The sequence below is a fragment of the Rhodococcus oxybenzonivorans genome (assembly GCF_003130705.1).
GTDB classification, from domain to species: domain Bacteria; phylum Actinomycetota; class Actinomycetes; order Mycobacteriales; family Mycobacteriaceae; genus Rhodococcus_F; species Rhodococcus_F oxybenzonivorans.
This window is the reverse complement of the sequence record NZ_CP021354.1, coordinates 5,233,123-5,250,087: the sequence shown is the minus strand read 5'-3', so window position 1 is coordinate 5,250,087 and position 16,965 is coordinate 5,233,123. Positions and strand designations below refer to the sequence as shown.

The following is a 16,965-nucleotide window of genomic DNA, read 5'->3' as shown; positions in this document are numbered from 1 at the left end:
GGTCGTCGCGACCCATCTACAGATTTACTATACCCCCCTACCGTATGCAATGCCCGGGGTTGCCGTACCGCTCCCTTTGCTGCATACCCCCCGCTGGTGCGCCTTGGACCCCGAACGGCACGTCCACCGGGCGCCTTGTGCGGCGCGGCCGGGCTTGCGACCGAAACGGTTTCGGCGATATCGGGGCTACCTCTTGCGCCCTCTACGGTACCCCCCTATGGTATCGATATCCGCAGAGGGTTCGAACAGCATCTAGGAGGCCAGTGATGTGCACAGAGGGCGGGTTTCGACCCGAAAGATCCAGCGGCACCGTGATACCTACAGTGATCCAAGAGTTGGGGCCTCGATGTTGTGTGGTAGGCGCGCCGCTGCACTCCTCTTCGTTTACATCACGATAGATACCCCATACCCGTAAGGACGGATCGTCATGTCTACTCAGGCATCATCCACCCGCAAGTGGTGGGCGCTGGCGCTGATCGCCGCCGCCCAATTCATGGTCATCATGGACACCTCCATCATCGGCATCGCGCTACCGAAAATGCAGACCGACCTCGGCTTCTCCCAGGAAAACCTGACCTGGGTGTTCAACGCCTACGTCATCGCCCTCGGCGGACTACTCCTGCTCGGCGGACGCCTGTCCGACCTGTGGGGAGCCCGACGCATCTTCGCCACCGGCTGGCTGGTTCTGCTCGCCGGGTCGATCACCGCCGGCGCCGCCGGCAACGTCGGCACCGAACTGGCCGGACGCGCCGTTCAAGGCGCCGGCGCCGCACTGATCGCACCCTCCGCGCTGACTCTGCTGATGATGCTGTTCGGTTCCACCCAGCAGGAATTGACCAAAGCCCTCGCCGTCTACGGCGCCGCCGCGCCCGCCGGCGGCACCGCCGGAGTGTTCCTCGGTGGGGTGATCACCGAATACCTCAGCTGGCCGTGGGTGTTCTACATCAACATCCCCATCGCGGTCATCGCCCTCGCCGCGACACCGCTGCTGATGCCCAACGCCCCTGCCCGATCCGGTTCGATCGACATCCTCGGCGCCCTGACCGTCACCACCGGGCTGGCGCTTGCCGTCTACGCCATTGTCCGGGCCCCCGAGGTCGGCTGGGATGCGGGTCAAACCTGGGGGTACCTCGCCGTTTCGGCGGTGCTGCTGGGCGCGTTCGTGCTGATCCAGTCCCGGCGCCGCGAACCCCTGATGCGTGTGGGGATCTTCACCGCCCCCAACCTTGCCGCAGCGAACCTCGCCCAGTTGCTGCTCGGTGCGGCGTGGATCCCGATGTGGTTCTTCCTGAACCTGTACCTGCAGCAGGTCCTCGGCTACAGCGCATTCCCCGCCGGCGCAGCACTACTGCCGATGACCACATTGATCATGCTCGGCATGATCGTCATCGCGCCGCGGGCGATGCAGCGGTTCGGGGCGAAACCGATGATCGTGACCGGTCTGATCGTGCTCGCGGCAGGGCTCGGGTGGATGGCCCTGGTCCGGCCTACCGGCACTTTCTGGGTCGACGTGCTCCCCGCCTCCCTCGTGGCCGCGGCCGGCATGTCGCTCGCCTTCATTCCCTCCCTGGGCACGGCGATCTCCGCCGCCCGCCCGGAAGAGGGCGGGTTGGCGTCGGGCATCGTCAACGTCAGCTACCAGGTCGGCTCCGCGGTCGGTCTGGCGGCCATGACCGCCGTCGCCGCCTCGTTCGGGGCCAACCAGATCGGCGACCTCCCCGAGTTGACGAACGGATTCTCCGCCGCCTTCCTCGGCGCCGCCGTCATCGCCCTGGCCGGTGCGGGGGTCACCGCGGTGTCGATGCGCACCCCGACGACGCAACCGGACCTCACCCCGGAGGCGGCGCTGAACTAACCGCCGCAACCGCTCTGGTGGGATTCGGACACCGTCCGAATCCCACCAGCGACGCCTGTACACCCTTGGGTGATGACGTGCGCACGCTGCGTTCGCCACCGAGGACGCCGGCCCGGCGGATCGAGGATGATCCTCCCGCGATCCTGACGGCGGCACCCGCGGTCGTGGGTCGGTTTGCGGTCGATCCGCCGTAGTCATCCGGTGCACCGATCGCGCTGGTGTCGGTCCCTCGGTCACATGCCCGACATCGGCGAGGACATATCCGGCATGGGGGACAGCGACTGCAGCAGCGCCGGGTGGACGAGGACGGCGACCCCGAGCAGGACGACCGCGGTCCCGACCACCCGGGTGAGCGCGACCGAATGGCGGGAGTTCTTCTCGGCCAGGAAGATTACGGCGATCGCCGCCATCCAGGTCAGGTTCATCAACCCGACGACGAGCAGGACCGCCATCAACGCCCAGCAGCAGCCCAGGCAGTAGAGCCCGTGTGCGCCGCCGGCGCGGAAGGTGCCCCGCAGACCGGTTCCGAAGTCGTGGGTGGCGAGGAACGTCAAGGGGGTGCGGCAGGCCCGCAGGCACGCCTGCTTCCACCGGGTGAACTGGTATCCGCCGGCGATGACCAGCACACCACCGGCCGCGATCTCGACCCACGTCGATCCGTGCGAGATCCGGCGGAAGCCGAGCAGCACCGTCAGCGGAACGATCCCGACGGCCGACCACACCGCCAGGTAGCCCGCAGCAAAGGTGACCGTCGGGGCGAGTCCGCGGGCCTGCCGGCGCATGACCAGGCGGTGCAGCAAGACGATCGGGGCGATCGTCGGAAACATCATCGCCACCATCATCGTCGTCCACATGGCGAGAAAGACGGCGGCGCCCATGTCGAAGGGCATGGCCGTGCCGACCCATGCGAAACCCTGCACCATCGAGTTCATTCCGCCCGCAGTACCGATGGTGCGCCACCACGCCACCCCGGCCAGGGCGAGCAGAATCCCCACCGTGGCGAGCGTCGCCCGGCGTTCGAGGACGCTGTAGGCCATCCGGGGAGTGTCGATCCTCGGCGGCTGACTCATCGGCACTCCTCCGTCACACCCCACCGCCTCGCCACTGCCGAGCTGGGCCGCACCACCGCCGCGTTATCGCGGTGCACTGCTGCGAGTCAGAACTTGCCGGCCGCTCCGGCGGGCGCCATCCGGTTCTCACTGGACCACTCGACGCGCGAGTAGTACGCGTTGTTGCCCGGATGCTCGAATGTCACTCCGTCGGCGTCGAGCCGCAGCACCGAGGTAGTGCCGATCTGACCGTCCTGGAAGATGAACCCATCCTTGAGCACCATGTGCGGTTCGTGCTTCTCCCCGGTCACCGGGTTTGTGAAGCTCTGCATCTGAACGACCAATTTGTCGCCGACCTGGACTCGGGAATCGGTGTCCCGGTCGTCGATCTCGATCGTCTCGAAGAACGGACCATGAATCTCGCTGACGGTCGCGGCGAGGATCTCCCAGGGCAAACCGGGATCCTCGGCGGTGAGAATCGGCAGCAGGGCCTGTCGCTGCTCGGGGGTCGCGTCGATGAACAGGGCCATTGTTCCGTTGCCTTCGTGGATGGCGCCGGGCCATTTCACCGCGCTCGCGACCTTCGCCCCGGCCAGATCGACGCCGTCGCGTTCACCTCCGGTGACCTCGAATCCGACCACACCGTCACAGTTTCCGTGGGTGGGAAAGCCGCTCATGTTGCACGGGCACCCCAGGTCGCAGTTGCAGGCCTCGTAGTAGTTCGCCGAGATTCGCCAGGCCATGTCTCTCACTCCTCGTCGCTGAATCGTTTCGGTAGGTAATCATGCGCAGCCCCCGTGGGTGCAATTCATCCGTTCAGCGCACAGCCGACAGCGTCTACGTAACTCTCATACTATCTGCCACTGACGTGGCCGACGTGGGAGATATAAGTACGTCACGGCTACCCGTAACACCGTGCGATGTGACGGGTTTGACCGTGTCCCACACCGACGCTCGAGGTGCAGAAACAATTCTTATCTGTTTCACCCCCACCTGAGGTATCGCGGTGAGAACACTGCGGCGGACCCGGCGATGCCGTGGCCGGCTCGGGGTGGGACTGGTCTTGTCGCGGCACTGCCGGACCGGCGCATGCTCGATGTTCCGAATCTCCGGGTTCCGACCGCGCTTGCGAACAACTCTGCTGCGCCCCAGTAGTGCACGTTTGGCGAGGTTCACACCTGCCACGTGATCACGATTGCCGCCGACCTTGCACCGTGCGCACCACGCCCGGTGATAGCCGCCCGGCCGGGAGAGCGTGTCGTTACAACTTGGGCACAACGCCGACGTGCCGCGGGCCGGTACCGACACCACCGTCACACCGACCCCCGCGGCGGTGTGTGCGAGAGCGTCGACGGCTTTGCGGCGCGCGGACTGCGCGGCCCGATTGTTGTTCACCCGGCCGTGCCCCCGGGTTTCGAGGGTGCTGAGGTCTTCGACCCCGATCACGGCCGCCCCGGCCGCGGCGGCGTACTCGACGATGTGACGGGCGAAATGGAAGGCGAGTTCCCGGTTGATCTTGCCCCGTTTGACACCGACCGCGGTGCGGTGGGCGTCGAGGACCGCGATCTTCTCTTCCAGTTCGGCGCGCACCTCGGGTGGTGCGGTCGCAGCGAGCCGCGTCAAACGCGCAGCTTTGCGGTGCAGGTGTTGACCTTCCGCTTGCAGCCGGGCCAGCCTGATTCCCAGGCCCCGGTCGTCATAGGTGAAGCCCCGGTAGTCCGAGACCAACCCGGCTGGGCCTTCGGTGACGATCGCGGCCGCTCCGAGGGTGGCCGGTGACCAATCCACTCCCACCGCGGTTGCTCCTCCGCTCAGATCGGCAGTGGGTATCTGTTCGGTGGCCGCGCAGCGCAGCAGCAGCCCTCGGTGGTCGAGGACAAGGGTCGGCAGATGCCACTCCGTGATTGCCCTGGTCTGCAGGTGTGGTGGGATCGCCGCGGTCAACCGGACCCGCCGCCAGTGCGCCCGACCGGTCGGGGCCGCGGTGGTGGGCAGTTTCACCGTCAGCACCATGACACCGTCGGTGACGGTGATCTGCGAGAGTTGGTGATCGGCAGCGGAAAGCCTCGCCATCACCGACGTCTGCGGCGGTCTCTGTACGTCGGTGATCCGCAAGCAAGTGGTGGGATCACCCCCGCTTCCAGGGCCGCGCGAGCGCGCTGCGAGTTGTCGTACCACGCCGCGCGCGAAACCGGACGGCACATACTCGCCGGCCGTGGTGGGCGGCGTCAGTCGGCCGGTGACGGGGTCGAACCTGGCCGACAGCGACCCGATGGCGGTGTCCCGGTACGCCAAGGTCCGCAGCGTGCCGACCGCCTGGGAGGTGACCACCCGGGTCACCCGCGACGGCACGTACACACCGGTCGGGTAGGACGGGTTCCACCCCAGACGCGCCGCAGCGACATGCCCCTGCACCGGGAGCTTCCGGCCTTGGCTGTCACGGCCGGCGGTAAGGGCATCGAAGGTGGCTGGTTGCCACAGCCTCGTCACCAACTCCGATTGCGCGGCGCCGATCAGGTCGAGCATCCACCGCACACGAATATCGATCTCGTCGAGCCCGAGCGGGGCGTCGGTAGCGTCGTCGATCGCCGCGTGCGGGCGGGTGGTGTACGAGAACTGGCGCGGCACGGTACATCCGGCCTCGGCAACGGTCATGCCGCCTCGCCGAGTACCAGAGTCAGCGATGCGCGCGGGACGTCATTCCTCGGACAGCAGCAATCTTCTGTTCCGTCGCAAGGTCCAGCGTGCACCGACCGGTGGTCGTGGGGGTTCACTCCGACCACCCGCAGTGCCGACAGCTCCCCCGCACGCAGATCTTCCGCTGCAGCTCCCTTGACGAGGTCTTTCGACGCGCGGACCACGACGTCGTCGATGGTTAGCATCTCGTCGTCGGGCGACCGTAGCTTCCCGGCGTCGAGTAGCCGATACACCCGATCGGCGTGGACTAGTTCTTTTCGCTGCCGCTTCTGCGTGTCCACCGTCTTCATCGGATTACCCCCCCGCAAACCGTGCTGCCGCATCGGCCGAGGAGACGGCGTTGATTCAGCCTCGACCGCAACTGATAGAACCGGCCCGAAAACGACGCCAGCAACGCCATGAAGTCATCCATCAACTCTTCCCCCACCGATGTGTCGCCATGCTCCCGCAGGACCTCGACCGTAACCCCGACCACCGACATTTAGCCTCGGAGGGAGTCCGCAGGCGGGCCGAACGTCCGACCGGGACACCTGGTGATCCCTGGCTTTCTGAGTGGTCGTCTGCGGGCTCGGTGTCTGGTCGAGCGGTGTCCTTGTTCGGGAACTTGGAGCCAGCCCGGTAGGCGTGGACTCCTGCTTAGAGAATGTCTGGGCCGTGGCCGCGATGGTCAGTCACCTGGTGAACAGGGATGTGGACCGACAGGAGCAATGACGATGGCATTGACGTTGGGGATCGACGTGGCTGTCCGGGCGGAGCATCAGGCAACGCTCGCCCGTGATGGCGCCACGGTATGGCGTGGTCGGAAGTTCTGGACACGGCCGGCCGATCTGGAACGGTTGTGGGCGGACTTGGACCTGCCCGATCCGGCTGAGCTGACCGTGGTGGTCGAGCCGACCCGGAACGCGTGGATCGTGTTGGCGGAGTGGTTCCGTCGCCACGGTGCACGCGTGGTGATGGTCCCGACCACCCAGTCGGCCGACCTGCGTAAGTACTACTCCAAGCACACCAAGAACGACCGGATCGACTCCGAATTGCTCGCCCGGCTGCCCTTGCTGCACCCCGAAGGCCTGCGGGAGTACTCCGGGCAGGGGCCCGCCGACTCGCTGCGACGGCTGGTCAAGCAGCGCTCCACGATGGTCAAGCGCCGGGTCGCGGTCTTTGCCCGGCTCGATGCGTTGGTCGAGTTGCTCGGGCCGGCGTGGTACGCGGTACTCGGATCCAACTACGGCATCGCGGCGCTCGAGTTCCTGGCCCGCTATGCCGATCCGCATGCGGTGATCCGGTTGGGCCGAGCGCGGCTGACCAGGTTCCTGATCGCCCGGTCCCGCGGTGCGTGGCGCGACGATCACGCCGCCGGGCTCATCACCGCGGCCCGAGAGACCCTCGCCCTCTGGGGCACCGGCGACGGGTCTGACGGGATGGACTTCGCCGAGCTCGCCGAGGACATCGCCCACGAAGCCGAGCAGGCACTGTTCCTGACCCGTCAGATCAGGCAGATCGACGAGCGCGTCGCGAACCTCTACGCCGACGCCGACCCGGCCGGCATCGTTGCCTCCGCTCCCGGTGTGGGGGCGGTGATCAGCGCGGTTATCGCTGGACGGATCGGCGATCCGCACCGGTTCACGTCCCTGGCCGCGATCCGCGCGTACACCGGTCTGGTTCCCAAGGTCAACCAGTCCGGGGTGAGCAAGGTCGAGTCCTCGATCACCAAGGCCGGGGATCCGCTGTTGCGTGAGACGTTGTGCACCGCCGCCGACCAGGCCCGCAGGGTCGATCCCCAGTTCGCGGCGAAGTACCAGCGGTTGATGGTCGGCGACCGGCACCACGAGTCTGCGATCTGTCATCTGGCCACCCATCTGGTCACCCGGATCGCCGCCTGCATGCGTGCCGGCCAGCCGTACGCCTTGCGGGACGTCGACGGCACGCCGATCACCGAGGCCGAGGGCCGGGCGATCGTCAAGGCGCGCTACAAGATCGACCCGCGGCGGCGGGAAAACGTCCGATACCAGCGGATGCGTGAGCGCCGCAAGCAGGCGGCGGGCCAGGAGTCCCAGGAGTCGCGATGCGCTCCAACAGCCCAGCCCGCCAATACCAAGCCTACGAGCCGCCAGGTGGCTTGACCTCGGTTAGGAACTCAAGTAACGCTCGATCCACGCCACGCCACGCCACGCCACGCCACGCCACGCCACGCCACGCCACGCCGCTTCGATACGATCGGCAAAGCGGTCCATCAACCCAGTCTCGGCCAACTTGGCGTCGTCGTCCTCGATATCCTCGGCACTGATCACCACGACAGTTCGCACTCGTGCGGGGAAGGCCAGAGCGACGCGCAAGGCGATGGTGCCGCCCAGTCCGGTCCCGCCGACCACCGCCTCCGGTACGCCGAGATGGTCGAGTAGGGCGATCACGTCGGCGGTGTAGCGACTCCATGTGTGCAAAGCCGGATCCCGGCACACCGAGCGGCCGTACCCCCGCACATCCGGAACAACAGCGGTGAACCGGTCCGCGAGACGATTCGCCATCGGGAGCAAGCTGTGATGATCCGGACCGCCGCCGTGCAGCAGCACGCTTTCCCGGCGACCGCATCGAACGAAAACGGTTGTCCTGCAATTCCTATTGAGCGCAGCGTGGTAACGGCGCGGCGGCATCGTTGGGAACTGACTACCGCCGGGGCGGGTTCTAGTCGGTTCCCCAGGTCGCCGAGACGCCGCGGTCGCGCAGCCATTGGCTCGGGTTGAGCCGGTTGCCGCCTGCGTCCAACACCTCGAAGTGCAGGTGCGGACCGGTCGACTGACCACGGTTGCCGACGGTGGCGATCTGCTGACCCGCCGCGACCCGCTGGCCGACGTTGACGATGAACTCATTGATGTGGCCGTAGACGGTGACGGCGCCGTCGTCGTGGCGCACCCGCACCCACAACCCGAACCCGGAGGCCGGGCCCGCGGAGATGACCTCACCGTCGGCCGCGGACTGGATCGGGGTGCCGATCGGGGCCGCGATGTCGATGCCGCCGTGGTGCGCGCCCCAGCGGGGGCCGTAGCCGGAGGACAGCGTGCCGGATACCGGCTGCACGGTGCGGGCTTTGAGCGGAGCGGGGGTGCCCGGGTTGACCGGCCCGAGCACGCCGCGCGAGGGCGGGGCGGCCGGGATGTCGGGCAGCTCGATCGCGGGTAGGTGAACACCGGCGGGCAGCAGGCCCGGCGGGATCTCGAGCGGGCGGGCGGCCGCGGACGCGGCGCCGAACTGCGCTCCGCCGATCAGAATGGCGCCGGTCGCAGCGGCGACAGTCGCGATCTTCAGGCGGCCGGTGATGGAATGAGAACGATGTGCCGTCCTGCGGTGCTTCGCCACGGTGTCTTACCTCGTCTGTGTTGGCTAGGCGCGCGCTCCTGAGATTCGCGGCCTCGGACCCCCGTCGAGAAGGAAAGTAACAAAACGGTATCGACTGCGCCATCGTGACCCAATCGATACTCAAATATGATCTTGCTCGAATACGTCCACGTCAGCGGCCTGGAGTGACCAGCACCGCCAGATAACGACCCACGGGATTGCCGTCCCGCATGCCTCGTTGAGCAGTGCCGCGCAAGGCGAAGGAAACCAGTACTGACCTCGATATTTGCGAGTCGGCGAGAGGTGTGGGGGATCGGCGCGACGACATCCCGTGACGCGGTGCCTGGCCGCGTAATGGCTCAGCGCAAGCGGACACGCCGCCAGGACTCACAAATGTGACGAACACCATAGTAATGTTCGGTCGAAGGGTGGGGCGCGTAGATCAACTGTCGCGGTTTCGTGGTGTTCACCGAGGTGGCCCACCTGCGACGCAGCGATTCCAGGCGGGCTGTGACCTGTGTGGCGATCTTGGTGGTCGTGAGGTGGTGGTCGAGAGTGGCGTCGGCGACGATGGGGGTGGGCGACGTGCTACGAATTGCGCCGACGCGGGCCGAACCGGTGGGGGCGCCGCCGAGGTCCTTCTCCTGGGCGCCGAGCGTTCTGGGTGCATCAGCTGGCCTGCTCGTCTCCCGGAGAACAGCTGGCGGGAGTTGCGGTTGGTGGCGGTGTTACGGGCGCGTGAAACTGTCTGGGGGAGCGGTCCTTTCGCCCAGCGTCCCGGAGATTTGAGCGTGTGAGCTCGGCACTGCGCCACAAAAAGAACCGCGGATCGCCTGGGTTGAACAGGTGCGCGCGTGCGGTGATCGGGAGGCGGAGAGAAATACAAGTCCCAGGACCTGGCGGCCGTCACGTTCAGGCAGTTGCGGTCGTCTGACGCCGGGCGGCAGCATGAGCCGCTGCCGATACTCCGCCCGGCCAACCTTCCCCGCGAGGTCTGGGACCGACTACTGATCGAACACCACGCCGCGGTCGGGCAACCACACGAACCTGCCCAGCGACACTGAAAAACAGGTCGCCACACCCCAACCGATCTGAGGAGACTCCACAGATCAGGACCATGAACGATCCATGGTCTTTGTCAGTGTGCAGCGACCTGTTGCTCGTCGCGGAAGCCACCATAAACCGCCACACCGACAACACCGCGACGGCCACAGTCATCGCGACATGTGGGTCGCGGTGGCGGCCAGCCTCGAGATCTTGATGCGCTTCTACGGTCCGACGAAGGCCTTTATCGACAAGACGTGGCAACTACCGGACATCGAACTCACCGAGCAATGATCACCGAACGACTCAACTCGGAGCCGGGCACGTCGCCGGCGGCGCACGACGCGGAGTCGGTCGGCTAGCGGCCGGGCCCGGTGGCTGCGGGCCGGTCGGGGTCGTTCGACCACTGCGACCACGACCCCGGGTACAGCGCCGCATCTACACCGGCGAGGGCCAGCGCCGCGATCTGATGGGCGGCGTTCACCCCGGAACCGCAATACACGCCCACACGTGCGCCTTGTTCCGCTCCCACTGCGGCGAATCGATCTCGCAGCACGTCGACCGGTGCGAACCGGCCGTCGGCGGTCAGATTCTGGCTGGTGGGAGCGCTGATCGCGCCGGGGATATGACCGGCTCGCGGGTCGACGGGTTCGGTCTCGCCGGTGTAGCGTGCGGCGGCCCGGGCATCGAGGAGCACTCCGTCGTCGGCTAGTGCGGCGGCGTCGTCGGCGGTCAATGTCGGGAGATGTCCGGCCTCGAGCACCACATCACCGGGTGCGTCGGGATGTTCGTCGCCGGAGCGGGTGGGATTGCCGGACTCCGTCCATGCGCGGAGACCGCCGTCGAGTAACGCGACCTCGGTGAGACCGGCCCATCGAAGCAGCCACCACACGCGGGCGGCCGCGAGGTTGCCCGTGTCGTCGTACGCCACGACGGCACTCCCGGCGCAGACACCCCAACGGCGCGCCGCGTCCTGGAGCGCCCCGACCGAGGGGAGTGGGTGGCGACCGTCTGCCGGTGTCGCGGGGCCGGCGAGTTCACTGTCGAGGTCGACGAACACGGCACCGGGAACGTGCGCTTCGAGGTAGTGCCGACGGCCTTCGGTGTCACCGAGTGCCCATCGAACGTCGAGGAGCACGGGCGGCGCGTCACCGGTCAGCGCCTTCTTCAGTTCGTCCACGGTCACCACAGGTCGCATCACTTGTGCCCTTCCGGTCGGTCCACCGATGTCCGGACCACTGTGACACGTCACCGATCGGTGTACGAGAGCAGACGCGGCTGGCATCCTCAGACGAATGACGAGACGGCGGTGGGCGGCCCTCATCCTGGTCGTTCTCTTCGGGGTGGTCGCCTGCGACACGGGGACGTCCGAACGAACCGTCACGCCGACGGCCCGGGTGCAGGCCACGGCGGACGGGCTGACGCTCGACGGTTCCCCGTGGTGGCCGGCCGGCCTCAACGCGTATCAACTGGCTACAGATTGGTCGGTCAATCATGGGTGCGGCGCCGAGGTCGACCTCGACTCGTTCTTCGCGAGCTTGCCCGACGCCTCGCTCACCCGGTTCAACGCCTTCCACTGGCTCGCGATCGACAAGAAGACGGGGGCACTCGACTTCACCGGAATCGACGCCGTGTTCCGGGCCGCCGAGGCCCACCGACAAGTGCTGATTCCGGTCCTCGCCGCCCAGGACGGCGCATGCGGTGACGAAATTTTCAAGACCAGCAACTGGTATGCCGGCGACTGGAAGACCGTCGCGCCGGGCTCGGTGCTGAGCTACCAGGACTGGGTGACGACGGCTGTCCGCCGATGGCGGGATTCACCGTCGCTGGCGATGTGGGAACTGATCGGAGAGCCGGAACCACTACTGCCGGACCGCACGTGCACCCCGCAGGCGGCGAGCTTGTTGCGCGCGTTCGTCGACGAGGTCGGCGGCAGTGTCCGCGCGCTCGACGGCGAGCACCCGATCACCCTCGGGACGATCGGTGGTGGCCAATGTGGCACGGCTGGTGAAGATTACGCGTATGTCGGCGCCTCGCCTGCACTCGATGTCCTGCAGTACCACGACTACGGCGCCGACGGAGTGCCGCTGCCGGGTGACCGCTACAACGGCCTGGCGGTGCATCTTCAGCAGGCACGCGGTCTCGGTAAGCCACTTCTCGTTGCGGAGATCGGTCAGAGCGCGGGGGCCGGTTGCGGGTCCGTGGGGGATCGAGCGCGCGATGTCGCGAACAAGCTGGACGGGCAGCGCGAGGCCGGAACTGCCGGAGCGCTGTTGTGGGCGTTCGTCCCCGACCCCCGCCCCGCCGAATGCACCTACGACATCGGTCCCGACGACCCCCTCCGGCAGGTGCTCCGCGAGCGCAACGGCACCCGCTGACCGGACTACAGCACCCGGTACAGCCGCCACGTCGGCTGGTCTTGCCCGTCGTTGGGCACCTCGAGTTCGAGGGTTGCGATGTCTGCGCCGGTCTCGTACAGCGTCGGGTAGCGACGGTTGACCGCATCCGATTCGCCGCGACCACTGTTGGGTACCGCCAGGAGGAACTGCACACCATGCTCGGCGGGGCGGTTCAGCACCGAGGTGAAGTCCTGATCGGACGGGATCACGAAGGTGCGGGGACGTTCGGTGGCGGTGTACACCGCGAAGCCGTAGACCGTATCCATCAGGACCGAACCCTCGGGCAGCGCCAGAGCATCGAGGTACCGGGCCAGTTCACGCTCCGTGGTGAAGGAGGCCAGGATCCGCCGTTCCGTCGCCCGGTGGTCCGAGGTGTCGGTGCTCGACGGGAACACGACGGACCGCAGCGCGTATTGCTGACTCGACAGCGTGGGTGAGAGCATCGACGCCCCGGTGACTGCGGGTGTGAGGACGACGAGAGCTGCGGCGAGGGCGGCCGGAACGGTTGGGGCGCCGGCGAACCGGGCGCGGACGAAACCGGATGGGCCGCGGCGCCGTTCGACCAGCGGGTCCCCGGCAGGGACCAGCTGCAGCGCGAGCACGGCCATCAACGGCAACGCGCACAGGTAGAAGCGGAGAAAGGGGAAGGTCATACCGCGCGCGTAACTGTAGGTGGCGAAGCCGAGGACGGACGCCAGCACCACCACCGCCGCCAGCACTTCGAGATCACGACGACGCCACGCCAGGGCGGCCGCGATCGGGACAAGCAGGGGAAGGGCGGGCCCGAGTACGAGACTCTCGGCGGCCGAGAACAGCACCGCGTAGACGGTATCGGTCGAACCGCCGCCGCTCTGAGCAAGAATGCTCGCGTTGCCGTATGTGGACGAGAACTGTTGCAAAGCCTGGCCGGTGATCAACCAGCTGATGGTGGCCCAGACGAAGAAGGCCATGGCGGTGGGCAACCCGACGAGAACGGCGTCGAGAAGGGCGGGCCGCATCTGTGCAAAGCGGTTGCGCCACCCGCGGCGCAGCACTGTGACGGCGAAGACGAAGACGGTGACGGCCAGCCCGGCGGCCAAGGCGTCGTATCGTGCGAGGTAAGCGAGGCCCAGCGCAAATCCCGCGGCAAGAAGATCATGGATGTCGTCGGTGGTGCACCAGCGAATGAGCCGCCGGGTGGCCCAGCACATCATGGCCAGGAACGGTGCCTCGCTCATCCCGTTGCCGCCGTAGAAGATGATCATCGGGTTGAGCGCGAATACGGCGGTGACGGTCCAGATCAGCCAGACCGGGCAGCCGCGGTCCGCACCGATCTTGTAGATCTGCACCACCGCGCCGGACATGAACGGCGCCGACATCAGCACCCCCGTCACCGCCCACGAGGTGAGGTCCGGCCACCAGTGGCTCAGCAGGACGGTGGGTAACTGCACGAGTGCGGTGAGCGGAGTGAAGACGAACCCGATGGCCGCCAGATGCGGGTCGCGGCTGAACCACACACTGCGCGCGGCCGACACCCGGCTGAGAGCATCACCGAGTACGAAACCCTGCCCCACGGTGAGATACAGGCCGACACCGAGATAGAGAGCGGTACACCCCCAGAACAACCAGCGCGTCGGCCTCAAGAAGCGTCCCCCGCCCCGGAACTCGTCGAACCGGATGGGTTCGGCGCACTGAGACCGTGGAACGTCTTTTCCCAGTACGACGGGTTGCGCACCAACTGGTAGGTGCCCTTGAGGGCGGCGACGCTCATCATTACCCAGTACAGCGGTGTGGTGAGTGCGGCCACGAGTAACGCCGAGTTGTGCGTTTCTCGGCAGGCGATCAGATTCATGTACAGCACCGCCGCATTGCCGAAGACGAGCGAGATCAGTGCCGGAAAATACACGTAGGCGGGGAAGATCTGCTGAATCACGGACGGCTGCCCCAGGATCCACGCGAGGCTGGTCAACCAGAACACCATGTTGAGGCAGGCGATGAGCGGAGTGCCCGCCATCAGGGTGGTGAACCGGAAGAACCCGACCGGGCCGAGTCCGCGCCACAACCCGATCGGACGGCGCATGTGAACCAGCCAGGTCTGCAGATACCCCTTGTACCAGCGGGACCGCTGCCGCACCCAGTTGATGGCGTCGCTGTTGGCCTCTTCGAGAGTCGTGGAATCCAATACGGCGGTCCGATAGCCCGATTCGGCGATGCGCACACCGAGGTCGGCGTCCTCGGTGACGTTGAACGGGTCCCAGGAGCCGATCTCGTCGAGCACGCTGCGACGCAGATGATTCGACGTCCCCCCGAGCGGAATGGGTGCGTTGCTGCGCATCAGTCCGGGGAGGATGAACCCGAACCACAGGGCGTAGTCCGCGGTGAACCAGGCGGTGAGCAGGTTCTGCGTGCCGTTGTGGAACGCGAGTTTGGCCTGCACGCAGGCGGTGTCGTCGGGCAGTCGGTCGAAGGCGACGACCACTCGCCGCAGTTGCAGAGGATCGGGGTGGTCCTCGGCGTCGAAGATTGTGATGATCTCGCCGGTGGAGAAGTGCAGCCCGTAGTTGCACGCTTTCGGTTTGGTTCGCGGGTCGGCCGGCGGCACGAGGAGGATCGTGACCACATCACCGACGCCCGCTGCTCGGGCCGCTTCGATGGTGACGTCGTCGTCCTCTTCGAGCAGCAGCAGAACCTGGAGTTTGTCCGCGGGATACTTCAGCGCGGCCATCGCTCCGATGAGGTCGGCCACCACTTCCGGTTCGTCGTACGCCGGCACCAGAATTGTGTAGGGCGGCAGTTGCTCGTCCGGGACGGCGAGCGCTTCGTCGTCGCTGACGGTGACGATGGTGCTGCCGTCGAGCCCACGGCTGAACAGCAGCAGGCGATCGAGCATCGTCCCCACATAGCCGAGGGTGCACAGCAGGGTGAGAACGATCAGCGTGGGCGTCAGAAAGAACACGGCAGACAGGACCGTCAGGGCCGCAAGCGCCAGCAGCGTGTTGCGCTGCCACGGGTAGAACGCCACCGATGCCGAGGAGAGTGGATGCTTCTCCCGCAGCCCGTTCACGGCATCGTGCAAGGCCGCCGCCCGAAACTCGGCGTCGGAGTGAACGTCGTCGTCCAGGGCGTACGCATTTTCCCGGGTCACCATTGCTGCTCCTTCACGATTTCCCCCGCCAAGGTCACCAGCATGTCGCGGTCCTTGTATTCCGGCTCGGTGTCGGACACCGCGTTCTGTCCGCGGAGCAGCACGGCCAGCGTATTGGCGCCGTTGGTGGCCATGGACGGCGCCGGTTCGGGGAACTGGGCGTCGGGCTCGTGATTGTCGACGCTGACGAGCGTGATGCGCTGGGTCAGCTCCGGGCTCCGCACCCACACGAAATTGAGGTTGCTCCAGGTGAGCAGGAGATCGTCGTCGACGATGGTGTACATCTCCGCCACGACACCCCGCCCGATGTCGATCGCGACCTTGGGGCTGACCCGCGCGTTTTCGAGTTCGTACATGGTCTGGCTGGGATACACCTCCAGCGTGCTGGGCCTGCGGACCGAGAGCACGTCGACCTGAACGGTGCGGTTGCGGTTCTGGGTATCCCACGCGGGATTCGGCTCGGTCGTGCGGATGGTCTGGCGGGTGAGTTCCGAAGTGACACCGAAGTATCGACGCGGCCACGAATATTCGGTCACCGCATGTTGCTCCCATCCGCTGGGGACGAGAATTCCCGCGGCGGCGGACGGCGGTGGGCCGGGGGAGACTGGGGTGAGGTTCTGGTCCGGGAGCGGGGGGATGAACATCACGAGCGCCACCGCGAAGACGGCGACCGTCGTCAACCCGCTCGTCGGTGTCGTGGGACGCCGCACCGGCCGGTCCAGCGGTGTCATCGGGCCACCGCGCCGCGTGTACACATAGAACGCGATCCCGACGAGAATGGCGCTGCCCAAGGCCGGACCCAGTTGGACGACGAACAGCGGGGCGGTCGGGAAGTGCTGCACCGTGAAGTGCAGGGCGATCGTGCCGAGCAGGACGGAGGCGGCGAAGCCGGCGACCGCCCGCCGGTTGCTGCGGTTGACTGCGATGGCCGCGGCCCCGGACGCGAGAACCACCATGATGAGCCCGAACGCGAATCGGTTGCCGCCGAGCAGGACCCCGAGAGTGCGGTAGGGAAGGGGGAACAGCCCGATCCCGAGTAACCACACAGGCCAGAAGCGGCTGACCGACCGCAGTCCGAACACCAGGACCGCGGCGCTGAACAGGAACACCCATGCCGCGACCACGTCGAGATGCATCAATTGGTAGTTCTCCGCGTACCGGGGCATCAGCAGCATGCGAATGCCCAGCGACACGAGCAGACCGATGCCGCCCACGATCTTGTCGGTCTGACGGTCGTGGATCGGTAGCTCGTTGTTCCGTCGTAGCGAAATTCCGATGGCCGCGGTGATGCAGAGAAATGGCACGACGAAGACATAACCGATGGCCGTGCCCTCGACTGCGCTGAACCAGACGTCTTGCCAGGTCTTCCAGAAGCCGAAGACGGTGGCCGCCCCGATCAGGATCCAGCGGAGGCCCAGGCGCCAGGATGCGTCGAACGCGGGATGTCGAGTAACCATGGGGGAGTCG

The 16,965-nt window shown here is 66.7% G+C and carries 13 protein-coding genes; 3 read left to right on the top strand and 10 right to left on the bottom strand.

Annotated elements, in window-relative coordinates; genetic code table 11:
• Nucleotides 1-427: 427 nt before the first annotated feature.
• Nucleotides 428-1,855: an MFS transporter gene (locus CBI38_RS24430; protein ID WP_109332938.1), complete on the top strand. Its 1,428-nt coding sequence runs from the start codon at nucleotides 428-430 to the stop codon at nucleotides 1,853-1,855.
• Between the two features lie 233 nt (nucleotides 1,856-2,088).
• Here CBI38_RS24430 and CBI38_RS24425 read toward each other — a convergent pair whose 3' ends face one another.
• From CBI38_RS24425 to CBI38_RS24410, 4 genes are all read right to left on the bottom strand, one after another.
• Complete coding sequence (locus CBI38_RS24425) at nucleotides 2,089-2,925, bottom strand: DUF2182 domain-containing protein (RefSeq protein WP_109332936.1); 837 nt, start codon at nucleotides 2,923-2,925, stop codon at nucleotides 2,089-2,091.
• 86 nt (nucleotides 2,926-3,011) lie between these two features.
• Entirely contained in the window at nucleotides 3,012-3,647 is a 636-nt protein-coding gene (locus CBI38_RS24420) for a DUF1326 domain-containing protein (RefSeq protein WP_109332934.1), read from the bottom strand.
• 94 nt (nucleotides 3,648-3,741) lie between these two features.
• A complete protein-coding gene (locus tag CBI38_RS24415) occupies nucleotides 3,742-5,559 on the bottom strand; it encodes a zinc ribbon domain-containing protein (RefSeq protein WP_109332932.1) in 1,818 nt (605 codons plus the stop codon).
• Complete coding sequence (locus tag CBI38_RS24410; protein ID WP_109332930.1) at nucleotides 5,556-5,891, bottom strand: hypothetical protein; 336 nt, start codon at nucleotides 5,889-5,891, stop codon at nucleotides 5,556-5,558. The genes CBI38_RS24415 and CBI38_RS24410 overlap by 4 nt, the downstream gene beginning before the upstream one ends.
• Nucleotides 5,892-6,308: 417 nt before the next feature.
• Between CBI38_RS24410 and CBI38_RS24400 the strand changes: the two genes are divergently transcribed.
• The gene (locus tag CBI38_RS24400; RefSeq protein ID WP_109332928.1) at nucleotides 6,309-7,721 is read left to right on the top strand and encodes an IS110 family RNA-guided transposase; all 1,413 of its coding nucleotides are present in this window, start codon (nucleotides 6,309-6,311) and stop codon (nucleotides 7,719-7,721) included.
• A gap of 6 nt (nucleotides 7,722-7,727) precedes the next feature.
• Here the strand turns inward: CBI38_RS24400 and CBI38_RS38520 are convergent, their stop codons facing one another.
• From CBI38_RS38520 to CBI38_RS24385, 3 genes are all read right to left on the bottom strand, one after another.
• Nucleotides 7,728-8,249, bottom strand: coding sequence for an alpha/beta fold hydrolase (locus tag CBI38_RS38520; RefSeq protein WP_109332926.1), 522 nt, complete (start codon nucleotides 8,247-8,249; stop codon nucleotides 7,728-7,730).
• 31 nt (nucleotides 8,250-8,280) lie between these two features.
• On the bottom strand, nucleotides 8,281-8,952 hold the full coding sequence (locus CBI38_RS24390; protein ID WP_109332924.1) for a M23 family metallopeptidase: 672 nt from the start codon (nucleotides 8,950-8,952) through the stop codon (nucleotides 8,281-8,283).
• Nucleotides 8,953-10,333: 1,381 nt separating this feature from the next.
• On the bottom strand, nucleotides 10,334-11,164 hold the full coding sequence (locus CBI38_RS24385; protein ID WP_109335325.1) for a sulfurtransferase: 831 nt from the start codon (nucleotides 11,162-11,164) through the stop codon (nucleotides 10,334-10,336).
• Nucleotides 11,165-11,270: 106 nt separating this feature from the next.
• On the opposite strand from CBI38_RS24385, the gene CBI38_RS24380 reads away from it, so the two are divergent.
• A complete protein-coding gene (locus CBI38_RS24380; protein WP_109332922.1) occupies nucleotides 11,271-12,353 on the top strand; it encodes a beta-mannosidase in 1,083 nt (360 codons plus the stop codon).
• Between the two features lie 5 nt (nucleotides 12,354-12,358).
• Here the strand turns inward: CBI38_RS24380 and CBI38_RS24375 are convergent, their stop codons facing one another.
• From CBI38_RS24375 to CBI38_RS24365, 3 genes are read right to left on the bottom strand one after another with little or no spacing between them, the layout of a single operon-like run.
• Complete coding sequence (locus tag CBI38_RS24375) at nucleotides 12,359-13,996, bottom strand: ArnT family glycosyltransferase (protein ID WP_109332920.1); 1,638 nt, start codon at nucleotides 13,994-13,996, stop codon at nucleotides 12,359-12,361.
• Complete coding sequence (locus tag CBI38_RS24370; protein ID WP_109332918.1) at nucleotides 13,993-15,501, bottom strand: glycosyltransferase; 1,509 nt, start codon at nucleotides 15,499-15,501, stop codon at nucleotides 13,993-13,995. The genes CBI38_RS24375 and CBI38_RS24370 overlap by 4 nt, the downstream gene beginning before the upstream one ends.
• A complete protein-coding gene (locus CBI38_RS24365) occupies nucleotides 15,495-16,955 on the bottom strand; it encodes a hypothetical protein (RefSeq protein WP_109332916.1) in 1,461 nt (486 codons plus the stop codon). The genes CBI38_RS24370 and CBI38_RS24365 overlap by 7 nt, the downstream gene beginning before the upstream one ends.
• Between the last annotated feature and the right edge of the window lie 10 nt (nucleotides 16,956-16,965).